General features: G+C 63.5%; 17 protein-coding genes. 15 read left to right on the top strand and 2 right to left on the bottom strand.

Annotated elements, in window-relative coordinates; translation table 11 throughout:
- Window positions 1-135 precede the first annotated feature (135 nt).
- The 4 genes from rpsP to trmD all read left to right on the top strand — a co-directional run bounded on the left by rpsP (window position 136) and on the right by trmD (window position 3646).
- Entirely contained in the window at window positions 136-651 is a 516-nt protein-coding gene (rpsP, locus tag HMPREF2678_RS07000; RefSeq protein WP_034976085.1) for a 30S ribosomal protein S16, read from the top strand.
- Window positions 652-884: 233 nt separating this feature from the next.
- Window positions 885-2228, top strand: a complete 1344-nt coding sequence (gene gdhA / locus HMPREF2678_RS06995) for an NADP-specific glutamate dehydrogenase (protein WP_034970723.1) — start codon at window positions 885-887, stop codon at window positions 2226-2228.
- Window positions 2229-2231: 3 nt separating this feature from the next.
- Window positions 2232-2795, top strand: a complete 564-nt coding sequence (gene rimM, locus HMPREF2678_RS06990; RefSeq protein WP_035008289.1) for a ribosome maturation factor RimM — start codon at window positions 2232-2234, stop codon at window positions 2793-2795.
- Between the two features lie 2 nt (window positions 2796-2797).
- Entirely contained in the window at window positions 2798-3646 is an 849-nt protein-coding gene (gene trmD / locus HMPREF2678_RS06985) for a tRNA (guanosine(37)-N1)-methyltransferase TrmD (protein ID WP_035008288.1), read from the top strand.
- A gap of 6 nt (window positions 3647-3652) precedes the next feature.
- Here trmD and betA read toward each other — a convergent pair whose 3' ends face one another.
- A complete protein-coding gene (gene betA / locus HMPREF2678_RS06980) occupies window positions 3653-5437 on the bottom strand; it encodes a choline dehydrogenase (RefSeq protein ID WP_034976079.1) in 1785 nt (594 codons plus the stop codon).
- 232 nt (window positions 5438-5669) lie between these two features.
- Here betA and betT point away from each other — a divergent pair, with 232 nt between their 5' ends.
- The 11 genes from betT to HMPREF2678_RS06925 all read left to right on the top strand — a co-directional run bounded on the left by betT (window position 5670) and on the right by HMPREF2678_RS06925 (window position 18411).
- Window positions 5670-7853 carry a choline BCCT transporter BetT gene (gene betT, locus HMPREF2678_RS06975; protein WP_237743952.1) on the top strand — a complete coding sequence of 728 codons (2184 nt, stop codon included), beginning with the start codon at window positions 5670-5672 and terminating at the stop codon, window positions 7851-7853.
- Window positions 7854-7901: 48 nt separating this feature from the next.
- On the top strand, window positions 7902-9473 hold the full coding sequence (locus HMPREF2678_RS06970) for an aldehyde dehydrogenase family protein (protein ID WP_070551564.1): 1572 nt from the start codon (window positions 7902-7904) through the stop codon (window positions 9471-9473).
- Between the two features lie 124 nt (window positions 9474-9597).
- Window positions 9598-11871 carry a Tex family protein gene (locus HMPREF2678_RS06965; RefSeq protein WP_070551563.1) on the top strand — a complete coding sequence of 758 codons (2274 nt, stop codon included), beginning with the start codon at window positions 9598-9600 and terminating at the stop codon, window positions 11869-11871.
- Between the two features lie 111 nt (window positions 11872-11982).
- The gene (gene rplS / locus HMPREF2678_RS06960) at window positions 11983-12324 is read left to right on the top strand and encodes a 50S ribosomal protein L19 (RefSeq protein WP_034976072.1); all 342 of its coding nucleotides are present in this window, start codon (window positions 11983-11985) and stop codon (window positions 12322-12324) included.
- A gap of 85 nt (window positions 12325-12409) precedes the next feature.
- The gene (gene lepB, locus HMPREF2678_RS06955) at window positions 12410-13243 is read left to right on the top strand and encodes a signal peptidase I (RefSeq protein WP_034970500.1); all 834 of its coding nucleotides are present in this window, start codon (window positions 12410-12412) and stop codon (window positions 13241-13243) included.
- A 12-nt stretch (window positions 13244-13255) separates the two neighbouring features.
- Complete coding sequence (locus tag HMPREF2678_RS06950; RefSeq protein ID WP_070551562.1) at window positions 13256-13882, top strand: ribonuclease HII; 627 nt, start codon at window positions 13256-13258, stop codon at window positions 13880-13882.
- A 4-nt stretch (window positions 13883-13886) separates the two neighbouring features.
- On the top strand, window positions 13887-14192 hold the full coding sequence (locus HMPREF2678_RS06945) for a DUF2469 domain-containing protein (protein ID WP_005295294.1): 306 nt from the start codon (window positions 13887-13889) through the stop codon (window positions 14190-14192).
- Between the two features lie 165 nt (window positions 14193-14357).
- Entirely contained in the window at window positions 14358-14717 is a 360-nt protein-coding gene (locus HMPREF2678_RS06940; RefSeq protein WP_051873926.1) for a YraN family protein, read from the top strand.
- 3 nt (window positions 14718-14720) lie between these two features.
- On the top strand, window positions 14721-16283 hold the full coding sequence (locus HMPREF2678_RS06935; protein ID WP_070551561.1) for a YifB family Mg chelatase-like AAA ATPase: 1563 nt from the start codon (window positions 14721-14723) through the stop codon (window positions 16281-16283).
- Window positions 16280-17470, top strand: a complete 1191-nt coding sequence (dprA, locus tag HMPREF2678_RS06930; RefSeq protein ID WP_070551560.1) for a DNA-processing protein DprA — start codon at window positions 16280-16282, stop codon at window positions 17468-17470. The genes HMPREF2678_RS06935 and dprA overlap by 4 nt, the downstream gene beginning before the upstream one ends.
- 17 nt (window positions 17471-17487) lie before the next feature.
- Window positions 17488-18411 carry a tyrosine recombinase XerC gene (locus HMPREF2678_RS06925; RefSeq protein WP_034970511.1) on the top strand — a complete coding sequence of 308 codons (924 nt, stop codon included), beginning with the start codon at window positions 17488-17490 and terminating at the stop codon, window positions 18409-18411.
- Here the strand turns inward: HMPREF2678_RS06925 and HMPREF2678_RS06920 are convergent.
- A complete protein-coding gene (locus tag HMPREF2678_RS06920) occupies window positions 18386-18967 on the bottom strand; it encodes a M23 family metallopeptidase (protein ID WP_043012568.1) in 582 nt (193 codons plus the stop codon). The genes HMPREF2678_RS06925 and HMPREF2678_RS06920 overlap by 26 nt on opposite strands.
- Window positions 18968-19056: the final 89 nt, after the last annotated feature.

Below are 19056 nucleotides of genomic sequence, written 5' to 3'. Positions count from 1 at the left end.
ACGGTCGGCCGGTGGTCACGCGCAGCAAAAATACCAAGGGCTGAACCGGCTCCGAGCAGGGAAAATTTTTGCAAAAGTTTTTTCTCGGAGCGTCTGAACTGCCCAGTGACCAACTCAAAGAAAAGGAGCCAACACATGGCCGTCAAGATTAAGCTGCAGCGCCTGGGTAAGATCCGTACCCCGGAGTACCGCGTCGTCGTTCAGGATGCTCGCACCAAGCGTTCCGGCAAGGTAATCGAGAACCTGGGTATCTACCAGCCGACCCAGGAGCCGTCCCTGATCCAGATCGACTCCGAGCGCGCACAGTACTGGCTGGGCGTCGGTGCACAGCCGACCGAGCCGGTTCTGGCTCTGCTGAAGATCACCGGTGATTGGCAGAAGTTCAAGGGCATCGAGGGCGCCGAGGGCACCCTGAAGGTGGCCGAGGAGAAGAAGTCCAAGCTGGATCTGTTCAACGAGGCTCTGGCTGAGGCTGCCGATGGCCCGACCGCAGAGGCTATCACCGAGAAGAAGCGCAAGGCCAAGGAAGAGGCAGAGGCTAAGGCCGCTGCTGAGGCTGCCGCTGCTGAAGAGGCTGCTGCCAAGGAAGCTGAGGAGGCCGAGAAGGCTGAGGCTGCTGAGGGCGAGGCTGAGGCTGAGTCCGCAGAGTAAAATCTGCTGGTAGTTTTCACTACTTACTCCACTAACCCCAGGACAGGTGTTCGCACCTTGCCTGGGGTTAGTTGCGTTTGAGGCCATTTGCGTTTGGGGTTAGTGTGTCCCGCCCCCGAGCCACCACCATAAAGGTGTTGTCCACCACGAGGAGTAGAGTGAATGACTGTCATCACAGATCGGCTGAATGCCGATCGCGGATTCTATGCAAGAAGCGAAGAAGGCACATTTTTATGAACGTCGAAGAAACCGTCAGCGGATACTACCAGCAGATTATTCAGCGCAATGCCGGTGAACCCGAGTTCCACCAGGCTGTCGCAGAGGTGCTGGACAGCCTGACGTACGTGCTGAAGAAGGACGAGCACTACGCAGACTATGCCCTCATCGAGCGCATGTGCGAGCCAGAACGACAGGTGATCTTCCGCGTGCCGTGGATCACGGACGAGGGCGAGGTGCGCGTGAACCGTGGCTTCCGCGTGCAGTTCAACTCCGTGCTCGGCCCGTACAAGGGCGGCCTGCGCTTCCACCCATCCGTCAACCTGGGCATCATCAAGTTCCTCGGCTTCGAGCAGATCTTCAAGAACTCCCTGACCGGTCTGCCGATCGGCGGAGGCAAGGGCGGCTCCGACTTCGACCCGAAGGGTAAGTCGAACCGGGAGATCATGTCCTTCTGCCAGTCCTTTATGACGGAGCTGCACAACCACATCGGCGAGGAAGTGGACGTTCCCGCCGGCGACATCGGCGTGGGGGGCCGCGAGATTGGCTACCTGTTCGGCCAGTACCGCCGCATGACCAACCGCCACGAGTCCGGTGTGCTCACCGGAAAGGGTCTGACCTGGGGCGGCTCGCTGGTTCGCACCGAGGCCACCGGCTACGGCACCGTGTACTTCACCCAGGAGATGATGGCTGCCCACGGCGACCGCTTCGACGGCGCCAAGGTGATCGTCTCCGGCTCCGGCAACGTCGCCATTTACGCGGCTCAGAAGGCTCAGGAGCTTGGCGCAACCGTTGTGGCTATGTCCGACTCCTCGGGTTATGTGCACACTCCGGAGGGCGTGGATATCGAACTGCTGAAGGACGTTAAGGAGGTGCGCCGCGCCCGCCTGTCCGACTACGCCAAGGAGACCGACGGCGTGACCTACCACGCGGGTGGCAATATCTGGGAGGTCGAGGCCGACGTGGCTCTGCCGTGCGCCACCCAGAACGAGCTGGACGGCGAGGCAGCGAAGACGCTGGCCGACAACGGCTGCCGCTACGTCGCCGAAGGCGCGAACATGCCCTGCACCCCGGAGGCCATCGAGGTCTTCCGCAAGCGCAAGATCTTCTTCGCCCCGGGCAAGGCTGCCAACGCCGGCGGTGTGGCTACCTCCGCGCTGGAGATGCAGCAGAACGCCTCCCGCGATTCCTGGTCCTTCGACTACACGGACAAGCGCCTGCGCGACATCATGCGCAACATCTTCAAGTCCTGCGACGTCACGGCCAAGGAATACGACAAGGAAAACGATTACATCATCGGCGCCAACATCGCCGGCTTCCGCAAGGTAGCGGACGCAATGCTGGCCCAGGGTGTCATCTAGCCTATGGAGTTGCAGATCGGACGGGTTATCAAGCCCCACGGCGTACGCGGCGAGGTTGTCGTCGACGCGACCACCGACATCCCGGAGCAGCGCTTCGCCGCAGGTGAGGTGCTGAAAGGCAAGCAGGCGGGCAAGGAGCTTTCCCTGACGGTGCGTTCCTACCGCCCGCACCAAGGCCGCCTGTTGGTCACCTTCGAAGAAATCACCGACCGCACCGCCGCCGAGTCCCTGCGTGGCGTGCGATTCTTCGCCGCCCCGGTGCACGACGAGGACGACGACGGCTACTACGACCACGAACTCGAAGGCCTCACCGCCTACCTGTTGGCTCCCGACACGGATCTCGAGGGCGACGAGATCCAACTCGGCGATCTGGTCGGCCAGGTCGTCGCCGTCGAGCGCACCCCGGCCGGGCAGTTGCTGGTTATTCTTATCGACGCCGAATCCCAGCTACCAACGGCTGGAAAGGAAGTACTCGTTCCCTTCCGTCACGAAATTGTCCCCGTGGTGGACCTGGAAGAAGAAGTACTAGTACTCACCCCGCCTGAGGGGCTTTTGGAGCTGAGCTAGCCGTGCGCCTGGACGTAGTAACGATCTTCCCCGAATACCTCGAGCCCCTGCGCCACGCCCTGCTGGGCAAGGCCATCGAACAGGGGATCCTCAGCGTCGGCGTGCATAACCTGCGCGACTGGACCAGCGACGTGCACCAGTCTGTGGATTCCACACCCTGTGGCGGCGGTCCCGGCATGGTGATGAAGCCCGAGGTCTGGGGGCCTGCCCTCGACGACGTCGCGGCCGGCACCGGGCCGGTGGCTGCCTCTGCCGACCTGGAAAGCTCGGCGGAACACAAGCGCAACCTGCTGCCCGCAGCACCCGAGGGGAAGGCTGAGACGGCAGGGGAGGAAGCGGGTGGCGTCCAAAAACCGCTGTTGATCGTGCCCACACCGGCAGGAAAGCCTTTCACCCAAGACATGGCGGAGCGATGGAGCAGGGAAAAGCACGTCGTATTCGCCTGCGGCCGCTACGAGGGTATCGACCAGCGCGTGGTCGACGACGCGCAGAACCGCTACCGGGTGGAGGAAGTCAGTATCGGCGATTACGTGCTGATCGGCGGCGAGGTCGCGGTGCTGGTGATGGCCGAGGCGATGGTGCGGCTGATCCCCGGCGTGCTGGGCAACCAGGCCAGCCACCAGGAGGATTCCTTCCAGGACGGGCTGCTGGAAGGCCCCAGCTATACGCGCCCCCGGCAATGGCGCGGGCTGGACGTGCCCGACGTGCTGTTTAGCGGCAACCACGCCAAGATTGCGCAGTGGCGCCGGGAACAATCCCTGGCTAGAACTAAAAAAATACGCCCTGACCTGCTGGATAGCGTGGAGCTATCCGAGGCAGATCGGGCGTATCTGGACGGTTTAGAGCCCTAGCCGCATTTAGTGGTCAGCGCCCGGGATGGCGTTGACGTGATCGCGGACCTCTTCGCCTTCTGCGTACAGCGGCATGCCCTGCTTTGCGCGGTAGAAGGGGATGTCGATCGGATCCAGGGGCTTTTCGCCCTTGATCAGGTCGGCAGCCTTCTCCGCCAGCATGATTACCGGGGCGTAGATGTTGCCGTTGGTGATGATCGGCATGACGGAAGCGTCGGCGATGTACAGGCCCTCAACGCCGTGGACCTGCATGGTCTCCGGGTCGACAACCGCCATCTCGTCATCGGCGGGGCCCATCTTGGCGGTGCAGGACGGGTGCAGTGCGGTCTCCGCATCGTTGCGGACCCACTCCAGAATCTCCTCATCGGTCTGCACGGCAGCGCCGGGGGAGATCTCGCCGTCGGTGAATTCCTTCATCGCCGGGGTATCCAGCAGCTTGCGGGAGGTGCGGACAGCCTCGACCCACTCGCGGCGATCCTGGTCGGTAGCCAGGTAGTTGAACAGGATCTCCGGCTTTTCCTTCGGGTCGTTGGACTTGATGTGCACGTGGCCCAGGGTGTCGGAGTACATCGGGCCGACGTGGAACTGGAAGCCGTGCTCGCCCTCCGGCTGGGAGCCGTCGTAGCGAATCGCCATCGGCAGGAAGTGGAACATCAGGTTCGGGTAGGCCTCGTCGTCGTTGGAACGGGCGAAGCCACCGGCCTCGAAGTGGGAGGAAGCAACCGGTCCGCGGCGGGTCAGCAGCCACTGCAGGCCGATGAACGGGCGGTTGATCATCTTGTAGTACGGCTGGGAGCTCACCGGCTGGGTGCAGTTGTACTGCACGTAGACCTCGAGGTGGTCCTGCAGGTTGTTGCCAACGCCGGGCAGGTGCTTCTTGACCTCGACGCCCGCCTTTTCCAGCACCTCGCGGTCACCGATGCCGGACAGCTCCAGCAGCTGCGGGGTGTTGAAGGCGCCACCGGAAAGGATGACCTTGTCCGCGAATACGCGGTGGGTCTGGCCCTTCCATTCGTACTCCACGCCCACGGCCTTGCCGTCTTCGATCAGGACCTGGGTGGTGAATGCGCGGGTGCGGACGTCCAGGTTCTTGCGGTCCTTCACCGGGTGCAGGTATGCGCGGGCCGCGGACAGGCGCTTGCCGCCGAAGATGTTGCGGTCGAAGGGGGCGAAGCCCTCCTGGCGGTAGCCGTTAACGTCGTTGGTCAGGTTGTAGCCGGCCTGCTGGACGGACTTGAAGAAGGCCTGGAACAGCGGGCTGGTAGCCGGACCGCGGGTCAGCTTCAGCGGGCCGTTGTGGCCGCGGCGCGGGTCGTTTGCGTCGGCGCCCAGGGCGGTTTCCATCTTGTTGAAGTAGGGCAGGACGTGGCTCCAGCCCCAGTTGGACATGCCCGGCAGGTTGCCCCACTTGTCGTAGTCCATGGGGTTGCCGCGCTGGAAGATCATGCCGTTGATGGAGGAGGAACCACCCAGCACCTTGCCGCGAGCGTGGTAGATGCGACGACCGTTCATCTCCGGCTCCGGCTCGGATTCGTACTTCCAGTCGTAGTGCTTGTCGCCGATGGGGAAGGAGAAAGCGGCCGGCATGTGGATGAAGAGGTCCCAGAGGGAGTCCGGGCGGCCTGCCTCCAGCACCATGACGTCCTTGGTGGAATCTTCGGACAGTCGGTTGGCCATCACCGAACCGGCGGAACCGCCACCGACGATGACGACGTCGCGCCGGCGGTCCTCGATTACCTGGCCAGCGGTGTCGTTCTTCTTACCTGGAATCAGCTTGTCGATGAAACCCATCTATTCACTTGCCTCCTAGTTAAATGATTGGTCGTTGAACAGTATGCCACATTTATTTATCGCTTCGCTAGGTAGCAGGTCGGAAGCATGATTAATGCACCTCGCTAGTGAGGTAGATAAAGCACCTATGTGAGGGGATGTGCTGACTTCCTAGTAATACCTGTGTACTCTAGACAATTGTATTTCTTAGAAAATGAACTCCCTTTGGCGGGAAGTACTTGAGGAGAATTACATGACAAATTCCGAAAACGGCCACCGGCGGGCATCTGCCGACGGTGCCGAATCGACCGGCGCCACCCCGCGCGTCATCGTCGGCTCTTTCGATGTTAACGACCGCGACAGCTATTCGCCGGGCGAAGTCACGCCCCCGAAGCCCAACTGGCCTGTTTTCGCTATCTCGGCGGTCGGTATTCTGATCGTCGCCTTGTACGCATTCTTCGGCCGCGAGCAGGCAAAGGATTCGCTGTTTTCCGTTACAGGTTGGATTTCCACCAACCTCGGCTGGTTCTACATCGTTACCGCAACCGTTGCCGTGATCTTCGTCCTGGTCGTCGCGTTCTCGAAGTCCGGCTCCATCCGCCTCGGTCCGGATCATTCCCGCCCGCAGTTCCGACTGTTCTCTTGGTCGGCGATGCTCTTCGCAGCTGGTATCGGCGTAGACCTCATGTTCTTCGCCGTCGCCGAGCCGGTGACTCAGTACATGGCGCCTCCGGTGGGGGATGGGCAGTCCCGCGAGGCTGCCGAGCAGGCCGTCGTGTGGGCGCTGTTCCACTACGGCATCACCGGCTGGGCTCTGTACGCGCTGATGGGTATGGCCTTTGGTTACTACGCCTACCGACTGAACATGCCCCTGGCCATCCGTAGCGCTCTGTACCCGCTGATCGGCAAGCGTATCCATGGCCCAATCGGCGGTGCGGTGGACGTCGCCGCAGTGCTGGGAACCGTCTTCGGTATCGCAGCCTCCCTGGGCATTGGCGTGGTGCAGCTGACCTATGGTCTGCACCTAATCTTCGGATGGGAGGAAGGCGTGGCCGTACAGTCCGGCCTGATTGTCTTCGCCGTTGGCATTGCCACTCTGTCCGCTGTCTCCGGCGTGGACAAGGGTATTAAGCGCCTGAGTGAGATTAACGTGTTGCTGGCCATCGGGCTGGTCATCTACGTCACGGTTACGGGCCAGACTGCTTTTCTTCTTGACGCCCTCGTCATGAACATCGGAGACTACGTGTCTTCCTTCCCGGGCATGACGATGGATACGTTTGCTTTCTCCGAGGATCCGGAATCCACCAAGGCCTGGATGGGCGCGTGGACGCTGTTCTTCTGGGCTTGGTGGGTGGCCTGGGCTCCGTTCGTCGGCCTATTCCTGGCCCGCATTTCCCGCGGACGCACCCTTCGCCAGTTCGTGGTCGGCGTGCTGACCATTCCTTTCCTCTTCATCCTGCTGTGGATGAGCCTGTTCGGTAACACCGCCCTGAAGCGCGTGATCGGTGGCGACGATGACTTCGCCAACAGCACTATGGAAAACCCAGAGCAGGGCTTCTATGCCCTACTGCAGGACATGAACGGCGGCACCGTGCTGATCGTCCTGTCCACGCTGATCGGCCTGCTGCTGTACATCACTTCCGCCGACTCCGGCGCGCTGGTGACCGCCAACTTCACCTCCAAGATTGAGGATTCCCGCCAGGACGGAGCCAAGTGGTCGCGCATCTTCTGGGCCGTGCTGGTCGGTGTGCTGACGTTGGTCATGCTGCAAATTAATGGCGTCGAAACAGTACAGTCCGCGACGATCGTGATGGGCCTACCGTTCACCATCGTGATCTACCTGATCATGTTTGGTCTGTGGCGTTCGCTGCGATTGGAGAACTACGCGGCCGAAGCGCGCGGGGTGTCTCTGCACGCCGCAATGTCCGGACGTTCCAGTGGTGGGGGAGACAAGCAGACCTGGCGCAAGCGCCTGTCGCGCGCCTCCACCTGGCCGAGCCAAGACAAGGCAAACGAGTACCTGCAGAACGTCGCCCAACCCGCGCTGGAATCCGTCGCTCGCGAGTTAAAGGCAGAGGGGATCGAAACTACGTTGGTGGCCGCCAAGGTGCCGAACCTGCCGGTGAACCAGCTGGATCTGACCCTCCACCTGGGCGAAGAGCAAGACTTCCGCTACCAGATCTACCCCATGGAGCATCCGGTGCCGAGCTTCACCCGCAGCACCAGCAACGAGGAGAACTACTACCGACTCGAGGTGTTCGACAACACCGGCTCCCTGGGCTACGACATTTACGGTTACACCACCGAGCAGCTGATCGATAACGTCCTGGACCTGTACGAGCGCCACCTGGAGTTCCTGCACATGCAGCGCGACCTTCCGGGAACTTCGGACATGTCCGACGGTGCGGATCCGGTGCGCACCTGGATCGAGGACTAGCCCGACATTCCCGCCCTGAAGAACCCCAAGAAAGCGAGAAACCCAACTATGAACAATGCACTGTTCGACCCAACCACCTGCGAGCTGCTGGCCGGAGTGCACAAGAACTCTGGCGCCCCCGCTTCGCTGTTCATCAACGGCCAGTGGGTGCCAGCCGAAGCCGGCGAGACCCGCACGATCATCAACCCCGCCGACAACACCACGGTCGGTGAGGTCTCCGAGGCCTCCGACGTGGACACGGAAAAGGCCATTGCCGCGGCCCGCGCTTCCTTCGACTCCGGCGTTTGGGCCGACGTACCCGCCGTCGAGCGCGGAAAGCTGCTGCTGCAGGTGGCGGCCAAGATCCGCGAGAACAAGGACGTGTTCGCCCGCGCAGAATCCGCCGATACCGGCAAACGCCTGGTGGAGTCCGAGATCGACATGGAGGACATTGCCAACTCCTTCGAGTACTTCGGCACGTTGGTCCAGCACGAGGCCGGTCGTGTGGTCGATCCGGGTGACGCGAATGTGCGGTCCCGTATTGACGCCGAACCGGTTGGCGTCTGCGGCCTGATCACCCCGTGGAACTACCCGCTGCTGCAGGTGGCCTGGAAGGTGGCTCCCGCTCTGGCCGCCGGTAACTCCTTTGTGCTGAAGCAGGCAGAGCTGACCCCGCACACCGCCATGCTGCTAATGAGCATCCTGGATGAGCTGGGCCTGCCGGCCGGCGTGGCCAACCTGATCACCGGCGCAGGCGCGAACTGCGGTAACCCGCTGTCGCAGAGTCCGGACGTGGACATGGTCAGCTTCACCGGCGGTCTTGTCACCGGCAAGCTGATCGCCCGCAATGCGGCGGAGACCGTCAAGCGCGTGGCCCTGGAGCTGGGTGGCAAGAACCCGAACGTCATCTTTGCAGACGCAGACTTCGACGCTGCCGTGGATAACGCGCTCAACGGCGCGTTCGTCCACTCCGGTCAGGTGTGCTCCGCGGGCTCCCGCATCGTGGTGGAGGAATCCATCCACGACAAGTTCGTCGAGGCGCTGGTGGCCAAGGCCGAGCAGATTAAGATCGGTGGCCCGCTGGACGAGGCCGCCGAGACCGGCGCCCTGATTTCCGCCGATCACCGTGACAAGGTCGCCGCCTACGTCGACCACGCACGCGAGCAGGGGGCGAAAATCCTCTGCGGCGGTCGTATTCCAACGGCTGAGGACAACGAGGGCTCCCACTCCACGGGCAACACTGATCTGACCAATGGCGCGTTCTACCTGCCGACCGTCATCGACGGCTGCACCAAGGAGATGGACTGCGTCCACGACGAGGCCTTCGGCCCGACCGTGACGATCGAGACCTTTACCTCCGAGGAAGAGGCCGTGGCGATCGCCAACGACACGGAATACGGCCTGGCCGGCGCCGTGTGGACCTCGGACGCCGGAAAGGCAGAACGGGTTACGCGCAAGCTGCGTCACGGCACCATTTGGATCAACGACTTCCACCCCTACTTGCCGCAGGCGGAGTGGGGAGGAATGAAGCAATCCGGTAACGGTCGCGAACTCGGCCCCACCGGGTTGGCTGAGTACCAAGAGTACAAGCACGTCTACACCAACATCGCCCCTGCCGTGACTGGTTGGTTTAAGGGCTAAGGCTTTCAACGCCAGGTGGTTGGTTGCCGACCGCCACCTGGAATGCCTGCAACGGAATTCACTGGTGTTGCTCCCGAGTGGGGCGAGGATTTCGGCAAGCAGTAGCCCCTCTAGAATGTGGGGAATGACAGATAGCATCGCTAGCATCATTGCCCGTGAACTCGGAGTAGATACGCCCCGGGTTCAGGCCACCATCGACCTGCTGGACGATGGGGCTACCGTGCCTTTCATCGCCCGCTACCGCAAGGAAATCACCGGCGGTATGGACGACGGCCAGCTGCGTCAGTTAGAGCAGCGCCTCAACTACCTGCGCGAGCTCGCCGCCCGCAAGGAAGCGATCCTGAAGAGCATCGATGAGCAGGGAAAGCTGACCGACGAGCTGCGGCAGAAGATCATGGCCGTGGATACGAAGGCGCGCCTCGAGGATCTTTACCTACCGTTCAAGAAGTCTCGCCGCACCAAGGCCGCCATCGCCCGCGAGGCCGGTCTGGGCGAGCTGGTTGACAAGCTGCTCGCCGGTGGCAGCCCCGATGCGGCGGAGGACTACGTCCAGGAAGGGTTTGTGGACGCCGCCGCCGTGATGGCCGGCGCCCGTGCCATCGTGGTCGAGGACATTTCCACCGACGCAGATCTGGTGGGGGAGATCCGCGAGGAATACTTCCGCCGCGGCCGCGCGGAATCCGCGGTGATCGAAGGGCAGGAAGAACAGGGGCAGAAGTACCGCGATTACTTCGAGTTCGACGAATCCTTTGAGGATCTGCCGAGCCACCGCATCCTGGCGCTGCTGCGCGGAGAGAACGAGGGCGTTCTGCGCGTGAACTTCGCGCCAGGGGAGGACGACGAGTTCTACCAGGGCATCATCGCCGACCGGACTGGACTGCAGCCGCAGGGGGACGACGCGGACAAGTTCCGCGCCGAATGCGTGCGCTTCGGCTGGCGCACCAAGCTGGCCGTCAGCTCCGCGGTGGATGTGCGCATGCGCCTGAAGGAAAAGGCCGATGAGGCCGCCGTGAGTGTGTTCTCTAAAAACCTCAAAGACCTACTGCTGGCCGCCCCCGCTGGTCACCGGGCAACGTTGGGCCTGGACCCGGGGTACCGCAACGGCGTGAAGTGCGCCGTGGTGGACGGCACCGGCAAGGTGCTGGACACGGTGGTGGTCTACCCGCACTCCGGCCAGTGGGATAAGGCGCGGGCAATCCTCAGCGCGTTGGTGAATAAGCACGGCGTGGAGCTGCTGGCGGTCGGTAACGGCACGGCCAGCCGCGAAACCGAGAAGCTGGCGAAGGAGATCGCCGGTCTAGCCGAGGGAACCAAGCCGCAGACGGTTGTTATCTCCGAGGCGGGCGCCTCTGTGTACTCGGCCTCCGAAGTGGCGGCCCAGGAATTTCCGGACATGGATGTCTCGCTGCGCGGTGCGGTCTCCATCGCCCGCCGCCTGCAGGATCCGTTGGCGGAGCTGGTCAAGATCGACCCGAAGTCCATCGGCGTGGGACAGTACCAGCACGACGTGAACCAGACCTTGCTGGCCGCTGGCCTGGATAGCGTGGTCGAAGACGCGGTGAATTCCGTGGGTGTGGACGTGAACCTGGCTAGTGCATCCTTGCTGAACCGGGTGGCGGGCGTTACCCCGACACTGGCGGAAAACATCGTGGCCTATCGCGACGAAAACGGCGCATTTAAGTCCCGCAAGGAGCTGCTGAAGGTGCCGCGCCTGGGGCCGAAGGCCTTCGAACAGGCCGCGGGCTTCCTGCGCATCAATGGCGCGGCCGATCCGCTGGACGGCTCCGCCGTACACCCGGAGGCCTACCCACTGGTGCGCCGCATCGTGGAATCCACCGGAGTGGAGGTTGCCCAACTGGTGGGGAACACCGCCGTGTTGAGCAAGCTGCGGGCCGGGGACTTCGCCGACGATACGTTCGGTATCCCCACGGTCACGGACGTGCTGGCTGAGCTGGACAAGCCGGGGCGTGACCCGCGCCCGACGTTCAAGACGGCTACGCTCGCCGAGGGGATTGAGACCATCAAGGACCTCACACCCGGCATGGTGCTGGAAGGCACCGTGACGAATGTCGCCGCCTTCGGTGCCTTCGTCGACATCGGAGTGCACCAGGACGGCCTGGTCCACGTCTCCGCCATGAGCAACAACTTCGTCAAGGACCCGCACGACGTGGTCAGCTCCGGCGAGGTTGTGAAGGTGCGGGTCGTCGACGTGGATATTCCCCGCAACCGCATCGGCCTGTCGCTACGCCTGCAGGACGAACCCAACGGCCAGCCCAAGCCGCAGAAGGGGGCGGGGCAGAAGCGCAACCCTAGGAAGAAACCCAGCTCCCGAAACCAGGCGCCCCAGGGCAGCATGGCCGCCGCGCTGAAGAACGCGGGATTTGGTAATAACCGCTAGTCGGTGGCATACTACTCAAGTTAATTTCTGTTGTGGGTACGAACCCGTAGGCGCGCGCCACGCGAAAAGCCGCGAGGATCCTCTATCCAGACGAGCAAAAGGATTTCATCCATGCACATTCTAGATAAGGTCGATGCAGCTCAGCTGCGCGACGACATTCCAGAGTTCCGTCCCGGCGATACCCTGGACGTCCACGTCAAGGTTATCGAGGGCTCCAAGTCCCGTCTGCAGGTTTTCCGTGGCGTTGTGATCCGTCGCCAGAACTCCGGCATCCGTGAGACCTTCACCATCCGCAAGATCTCCTTCGGCATTGGTGTGGAGCGTACCTTCCCGGTTCACTCCCCGAACATCGACCACATCGACGTTCTGTCCCGCGGTAAGGTCCGCCGTGCGAAGCTGTACTACCTGCGTGATCGTCGCGGTAAGGCAGCCCGCATCAAGGAGCGCCGCTAACCCTTCACCCCGAAGCGGTACCAACCCAGTCACACTCGTGTGGCTGGGTTTTTTGCTGTTGAGGGCACTGGTATCCTGATTCCTTGTGACTCATCGACAGGATTCGAACGACCCCAACGCAAACCCCGACAAGCGCCCCGAAACGGATTACGTCAACGGTGCGCCGCAAGGCGAGGCACAGCCGGAGGAGGGGGCGTCACCAAAAAAGAAACAGAAGAAGACCTACCCATGGTGGGTAGAGATGCCGATCATCATCTTGATTACGATGCTGGTGCTCGGCGCCTTCAACAACTTCGTTGGGCGCATGTACCTGATTCCTTCCGAGTCGATGGAACCCACCCTGCACGGCTGCCACGGCTGCACGCCCGACCGCATCTTCGTGAACAAGCTGGCTTACCGCGGGGACAAGAGCCCGGAGCCGGGCGACGTGATCGTCTTCGTCGGCACGGAATCGTGGAATGAGGAATACGTTTCCCGTCGCAGCTCCAACGGCGTGATGCGTGGCCTGCAGAACCTCGGCGCCACGATCGGCATCATTGCACCGGACGAGAACACCCTGGTCAAGCGCGTAATCGCCACCGGCGGCCAGACCGTGCAGTGCCAGGAAGGTGACCCGGGCATCATGGTCAACGGCAAGAAGGTCGACGATTCCTACACAATGAACCCGCCGGTCAACCCGATCGACCCCACCACGGGCTCCAAGGAGTGCCAGGGTGACTACTTCGGGCCGGTGACCGTGCCGGAAAACTCCGTGTGGGTGATGGGCGATAACCGTACGAACTCGCTGGATTCCCGCGCGCACATGGGCGACGAGTACCAGGGCACGATCCCGGAGGAGAACATCGTCGGCGAGGTCGAGTCCATCCTGCTGCCGTTCAGCCGCATCGGCGGCGTGGATTCCCTGCCGATCCAGGGCTAGATCCCAGGCTCGATGGAAAGTGAGCTCATCGCCGCGGGACTGGGGCCTGTCGCCGGAGTGGACGAGGCCGGGCGCGGGGCGTGCTGCGGGCCGATCTCGATCGCTGCCTGCATTCTGCCCGCGGAGTTGGGGAACACGGGGCTAGACCGCCTGACCGATTCCAAGAAGCTGACGGAGAAGACCCGCGAGCGCCTCTACGACGTCATCCGGGACGTCGCCGTTGCCTATTCGATTATCCACATCAGCGCCGAAGACATCGACCGCTTTGGTATTCAGCACGCCAACGTGTCCGGCATGCGACGGGCAGTGGCGGCGCTGGAGGTGCAGCCCGGCTACGTGCTGACGGACGCGGTCAAGGTTCCCGGCCTGCCTATGCCTCACCTGCCTGTGGTGAAGGGCGACCAGATGGCCAAGTGCATCAGCGCGGCAAGCGTGCTGGCAAAGGTTTCCAGGGATCGAGTGTTGCGAACGCTCGACGAGGAATTCCCGGGGTATGGTTTGGCTAGTCACAAGGGTTATGGCACCAAGGCTCACATGGACGCGGTGAGTCTGCACGGTGGCACCCCGTATCACCGCTACAGTTACAAGAACGTGGCTACTGCGCACCGGCAGTGGCTCGAGGGAAAGGATCGAGGGTAGGTTCGTGAGCGCTGAGGAACTAGACGACTACGAAGCAAACGTCGAGCTGTCGATGTACCGCGAGTACCGCGACGTGGTCAGCCAGTTTTCCTATGTGGTGGAGACCGAGCGCCGCTTCTACCTGGCCAACGCCGTGGAGCTGATCCCGCGTAACTCCGGCGGCGAGGTCTACTACGAGGTCCGCATGTCCGACGCTTGGGTGTGGGACATGTACCGCCCCGCCCGTTTCGTCCGCTACGTGCGCGTGATTACCTACAAGGACGTCAACATCGAGGAGCTCGACAAGCCCGAGCTGCAGTTGCCGGACTGACCTGCGTTTTCTCTTGTGAACTCACAGCCCAGGGGTTTTCCACAGCCCCCTGGGCTTTTGTTGTTCTTGTTTGTTTAGTGACGCCCCCTTGCGGGGATAATGCCCCACACTTGTGAACCAGGTGCCGACCGTGGGGGTCGGCGCCGGTATCAAGAAGGGGACGCAATGGCGGTAAACAAGCGCGCGGTGGGCGACGCGGGGGAGAGTCTGGCCACCGAGTATCTACAGCGGGCGGGGTACGAGGTGCTGGATCGGAACTTCTATACCCGCTACGGGGAGCTGGACGTGGTGGCGCGGACACCCGAGGACGGCCTGGCTTTTATCGAGGTGAAGTATCGTACTTCGGACTCCGACGGGGGCGGAGTGGCGGCGGTGGGGCCGCGGAAACTGAGGCGGATCCGCACGCTGGCCGGATTGTGGTTGGAACAGAACCGCGAGGGGGTGCAGTTTTCTGGGGGACTGCGCGTGGACGTGATCGATGTTGGTCCCGATGGGGTACGCGAGCACGTCGAAGGGGTGTGGTGACCAGTGGCCGTGGGGCACGCGCAGTCGATTGCGTTGGAAGGGACACGGCGGACGGTGATCACCGTCGAGTGTGATGTGAGTAGGGGGCTTCCCGGCATCTCGATCGTCGGTATGGGGGATACCGCAGTGGTGCAGGCGAAGGATCGCATCCGTTCGGCGCTGAAGAACTCCGGCGTGGGGTGGCCGGGGTCGCGGACTGTCATGAGCCTATCGCCTGCCGGGTTGCCGAAGCAGGGGGCGGGTTACGACCTGGCGATGGTGTGCGCGATGTTGTCGGCGGTCGCTGACGATGCGCTGGGGGCGGGGAGGCTTTCGGGTGCAGTCCTAGTGGGGGAGCTGGGACTGGACGGGCAGGTCCGTCCGGTGCAGGGGGTATTCGCACTGGTGCTGGCCGCAGCGATGGAGGGCTTTTCCACCGTCGTGGTGCCCGTCGGCAATGAGGCCGAAGCTGCCGAGGCAGCCGCTGCCGTCGACGGATCCATCACTGTCCTGGTCGCCCGCAACCTGGGCGGGGTGATCGACTGGCTGCGCGGTGGGGTGTTGCCGGAAGCGTGCCCGGGGGAGCACGCTGCACCCCGCCCGGTGGGGGATCTGGCGGACGTTCTGGGGCAGCCTGCCGCGTGCCGGGCCGTGGAGGTCGCCGCAGCCGGAGGCCATAACTTGCTGCTGACCGGGCCGCCAGGCAGTGGCAAATCCATGTTGGCCGAACGGTTGCCGGGGATTCTGCCACCGATGACGGACAGCGAGCGCATAGAGGCCGCCAGCGTCCACTCGTTGGCCGGGGTGAAGGGGAACCTGCCGGAGGTACTTGCGGGGCAACGGCCGTTCATCGCCCCACACCACAACGTCACACCAGCGGCCCTGATCGGCGGCGGGCGGATCCCGGTGCCCGGGGCGGTGAGCCTGGCACACCACGGAGTGTTGTTTATCGACGAGGTCGCCGAGGCACGCCGAGATTCCTTGGAATGTCTGCGCGTGCCGATGGAGCAGCGGCGCGTAGAGCTCATGCGCGCGCAGAGGATTTCCAGCTTCCCCGCCGATTTTCAGCTGGTGCTGGCCGCAAACCCCTGCCCATGCGGGGCGGAGCTGCCCATAGATTGCCGCTGCCCGTCGGGCATTCGTAGCCGGTATCAGGCGAAGCTATCCGGACCGCTGCGGGATCGCGTGGACGTGTTCGCAGCCACCACCGGCAAGCCGCAGATCGAGGGGCTTAAAAATTTTGGAGAGCCCAGCGCCACCGTAGCCCAGCGGGTGGCCGAGGCCCGGGATCGTGCCCGACAGCGATGGGGCGCCGCTAGTAACGCGCTGGTGCCCGGAAAAATTTTGCGCCAGGTCGGAGTGGACGAATCCGGCTCGCTACTGCTGGAGGACATGCTGCGCACCGGCACCATCACACAGCGGGGAGTGGACCGCGCCATTCGCGTTGCCTGGACCCTTGCGGACTTGGACCACGCCGCCGCCCCGCATCTGGGCCACATCAGCGACGCGGTCGAACTATTCGGCGCAGACAGCGAGCTAGCGAGCAGAGAACCGGCGAGTAGAGAACCAGCGGAGGCACAGCGATGACTACTCAAAAAAATTCTTTAGCGTGGGCCTACGTGCGGCGAGTCGTTGAGGCCTCCCGCGTGGACCTGCTGGACATGCTCTGGCCCGACGGCTGGGATCAGGCCGGCCCCTCCCAGGTGCGGGCCGTAGCCGATGCCCTGGCGCGCCGGGCTGGGACCCTGCCCGATGCTCTGGCCGACGCGACCTCCCAGCGCTACGACCACGACCCCACGGCCGACGCGGAGCTCGCGGCTGCCCGCGGCTGGCGCCTGGTAACGCCAGAGGATGACGAGTGGCCTACGGAACTGACCGCCAGCTTCGTCCGCATGGCGGATTCGGGCGCGGATCATGATTCTTCCGTCCGTGGCCAGGCTGCCGCTCCTTTCGCCCTGTGGGTGCGCGGCGATATGCGTCTGGACACGGCCGTGCGCCGTTCCGTCACGGTCGTCGGCACCCGCGCGGCCACGCGCTACGGCGAGCAGGTTACCAAGTCCTTTGCAGGAGACCTGGCGGATGCGGGCTTCAGCCTGATCTCCGGCGGCGCGATCGGTATCGACGCACTCGTCCATCGCGCGGCGTTGCAGTCCCAGATTCCCACCCTGGTGGTCATGGCATGTGGCCTTGACGTGCCCTATCCCAAGGCGCACGCGGAGCTGTTCGAGCAGATCGTCGCCGCCGGTGGACTCCTCATTAGCGAGTATCCGCCGGGCACTCCGCCGGCTCGCCATCGCTTCCTCACCCGTAACCGTTTGGCCGCGGCTCTCAGCCAGGCAACCCTGGTCGTGGAGGCGCCCCTGCGCAGCGGCGCACTGAACACCCTGAACTGGGCCGAGGCCTTCGTGAAGCCGACCTTCGCCGTCCCCGGCCCCGTCACCTCGCATGCCTCGCTGGGGTGTCTCGAACGCATCCGCACGTCGCGCGCCACCCTGGCCGTCAGCGCCCGCGACCTCATCGAGGAGCTCAGTCCCCTCGGCGAGCAGATGGCCTTGGGGTTTGGTGCGGAGGATCGCTCCGAGCTGTTGAATTGGGAACATGTCGCGGTTATCGACGCCGCCGCCCTCCCCAGCGGCCGCGGTCCCGAAGGCCGGCTGCCCCAGTTGGTGGAGGCCACCGGTTTGCCCGCGCGCACGGTGATCCGTTGCCTGCGCGACTTGGAGGGGATGGGCAGGCTTCGCCGAGAGGCCGATCGCTGGATTAGGGTCGAGTGACCAGCTAAATTGGTCACATGAACAACTCTCGTCCCACTGGCACCACGGCGCCGCTGTGGTCTGCGCTGGACGACTACGAACAGCACCTGCGCCACGTCGTGGGGCGCAGCGAGAACACAATCCGCGCTTACCGACGGGACCTAGACAGCGCTCTGGAGGGTCTGGAACGCATCGAACAATTCGACCTCGACCGCGCCCGAGACGTGCTCGGCTGGGCGGTCGATAACGGCGCCAGCAGGGCCAGCCTGTCCCGTCTGGCCTCCAGCATGCGCGGTTTCGGGGCGTTCCTGGCCCACCGTGGATTCGTGCAGGCCAACCCCGTCGCAGCGCTGAAGGCACCCAAGCCGCAGCGCACGCTTCCGCGCGTGTTGCGGGCCGATCAGGCCGCCGACTTGCTGGACGGCTTGCGCACGGACAGCTTGCGCACGGAACCGCAGGATTCCGACCCGCAGAGCATCCGCGACTGGGCGATGGTCGAGCTGCTCTACGCCACCGGTATCCGCGTATCGGAACTGGCGGGGTGCGACGTTGACGATGTGGATTTCTCCAATAACCTCCTCCGGGTCACGGGTAAGGGCAACAAGACCCGGGTTGTGCCCTTCGGCGCTACGGTCTCGGCTGCTTTGGAACAGTGGCTTTCGGCTCGCACCACTATGGCCAAGGGAACCCCGGCACTATTCGTCGGGACTAGAGGCAAGAGGATCGACCCCCGCCAAGTGCGCACCGTTGTGAACCGCGTAACCCAGGCAGGCCCTGGCCCGCGCCTGTCGCCGCACGGCCTGCGGCACTCCGCGGCCACGGCAATCCTCGAGGGCGGTGCAGATCTGCGAGTAGTGCAGGAGCTGCTCGGCCACGCCAACATGTCCACCACGCAGATCTATACTCACGTGGGTACAGAACGGCTGAAGGCCGTGTTTAACCAGGCGCATCCCAGAGCCTGACCCGCACGCTGCCGAGCAGAGTCATTGGGTCGATATAGACCCTCCTCTTGTCCTCCAGCTTGGCGCCCCAGGACAGTCCGGGGGAACTGCGGGCGTAGTCGGGCAGGGCAGTGGCATCCGCCAGCACTCCAATGGCCTCGCCCCGGCGGACCTTTTGCCCCGCACGGACGCGGGCGAGCACCGGCTCATACGTGGTGCGAATGCCATCCGAATGGCTGATCGAGACCACAGGAGTGCCCGCCACCACGCCAGCGAAGGCCACGATGCCACCCCTGCTGGCCACGATCACCTGGCCGGGCGCGGCTTGCAGATCCACGCCACGGTGCCCGGGCTTCCAGACCGCGTCCGGAATGTCCGCAGCGCGGATCACCTGCGCATGCTTCGCTGTGGGCAGTCGGTGGGAGCGGACGATGCGGGGTGAATCTGATTGAATCGTTGCAGATTGGGGCTCTGCAGATTGGGATAGGGCAGAGGGCGCAGGGGATAACGGAACGCCCGCACAGAAGAAGACCAGTGCAAGAGTGAGGTAGAGGGTGCGGTTAAGCCGTGGGATCATGGTTAAAGATGATGCGTGGGGGCGTCATAAAAAAGAAAGGGCATAGGCGTGAGGTTGTGGATAACTAAAAGTTGTCCACAGGACACGCG

It is taken from the genome of Corynebacterium sp. HMSC058E07, from assembly GCF_001809885.1.
Taxonomy (GTDB): Bacteria; Actinomycetota; Actinomycetes; order Mycobacteriales; family Mycobacteriaceae; genus Corynebacterium; species Corynebacterium macclintockiae.
The sequence above is the reverse complement of the archived record's forward strand: the minus strand, read 5'-3'. Positions and strand labels throughout refer to the sequence as shown.

Excerpts from the sequence above, each read along its gene's own strand:
- rpsP (WP_034976085.1), top strand. The coding sequence starts at position 136 with ATGGCCGTCAAGATTAAGCTGCAGCGCCTGGGTAAGATCCGTACCCCG.
- gdhA (WP_034970723.1), top strand. The coding sequence starts at position 885 with ATGAACGTCGAAGAAACCGTCAGCGGATACTACCAGCAGATTATTCAG.
- rimM (WP_035008289.1), top strand. The coding sequence starts at position 2,232 with ATGGAGTTGCAGATCGGACGGGTTATCAAGCCCCACGGCGTACGCGGC.
- betA (WP_034976079.1), bottom strand. The coding sequence starts at position 5,437 with ATGGGTTTCATCGACAAGCTGATTCCAGGTAAGAAGAACGACACCGCT.
- betT (WP_237743952.1), top strand. The coding sequence starts at position 5,670 with ATGACAAATTCCGAAAACGGCCACCGGCGGGCATCTGCCGACGGTGCC.
- HMPREF2678_RS06970 (WP_070551564.1), top strand. The coding sequence starts at position 7,902 with ATGAACAATGCACTGTTCGACCCAACCACCTGCGAGCTGCTGGCCGGA.
- HMPREF2678_RS06965 (WP_070551563.1), top strand. The coding sequence starts at position 9,598 with ATGACAGATAGCATCGCTAGCATCATTGCCCGTGAACTCGGAGTAGAT.
- rplS (WP_034976072.1), top strand. The coding sequence starts at position 11,983 with ATGCACATTCTAGATAAGGTCGATGCAGCTCAGCTGCGCGACGACATT.
- HMPREF2678_RS06950 (WP_070551562.1), top strand. The coding sequence starts at position 13,256 with ATGGAAAGTGAGCTCATCGCCGCGGGACTGGGGCCTGTCGCCGGAGTG.
- HMPREF2678_RS06940 (WP_051873926.1), top strand. The coding sequence starts at position 14,358 with ATGGCGGTAAACAAGCGCGCGGTGGGCGACGCGGGGGAGAGTCTGGCC.
- dprA (WP_070551560.1), top strand. The coding sequence starts at position 16,280 with ATGACTACTCAAAAAAATTCTTTAGCGTGGGCCTACGTGCGGCGAGTC.
- HMPREF2678_RS06925 (WP_034970511.1), top strand. The coding sequence starts at position 17,488 with ATGAACAACTCTCGTCCCACTGGCACCACGGCGCCGCTGTGGTCTGCG.
- HMPREF2678_RS06920 (WP_043012568.1), bottom strand. The coding sequence starts at position 18,967 with ATGATCCCACGGCTTAACCGCACCCTCTACCTCACTCTTGCACTGGTC.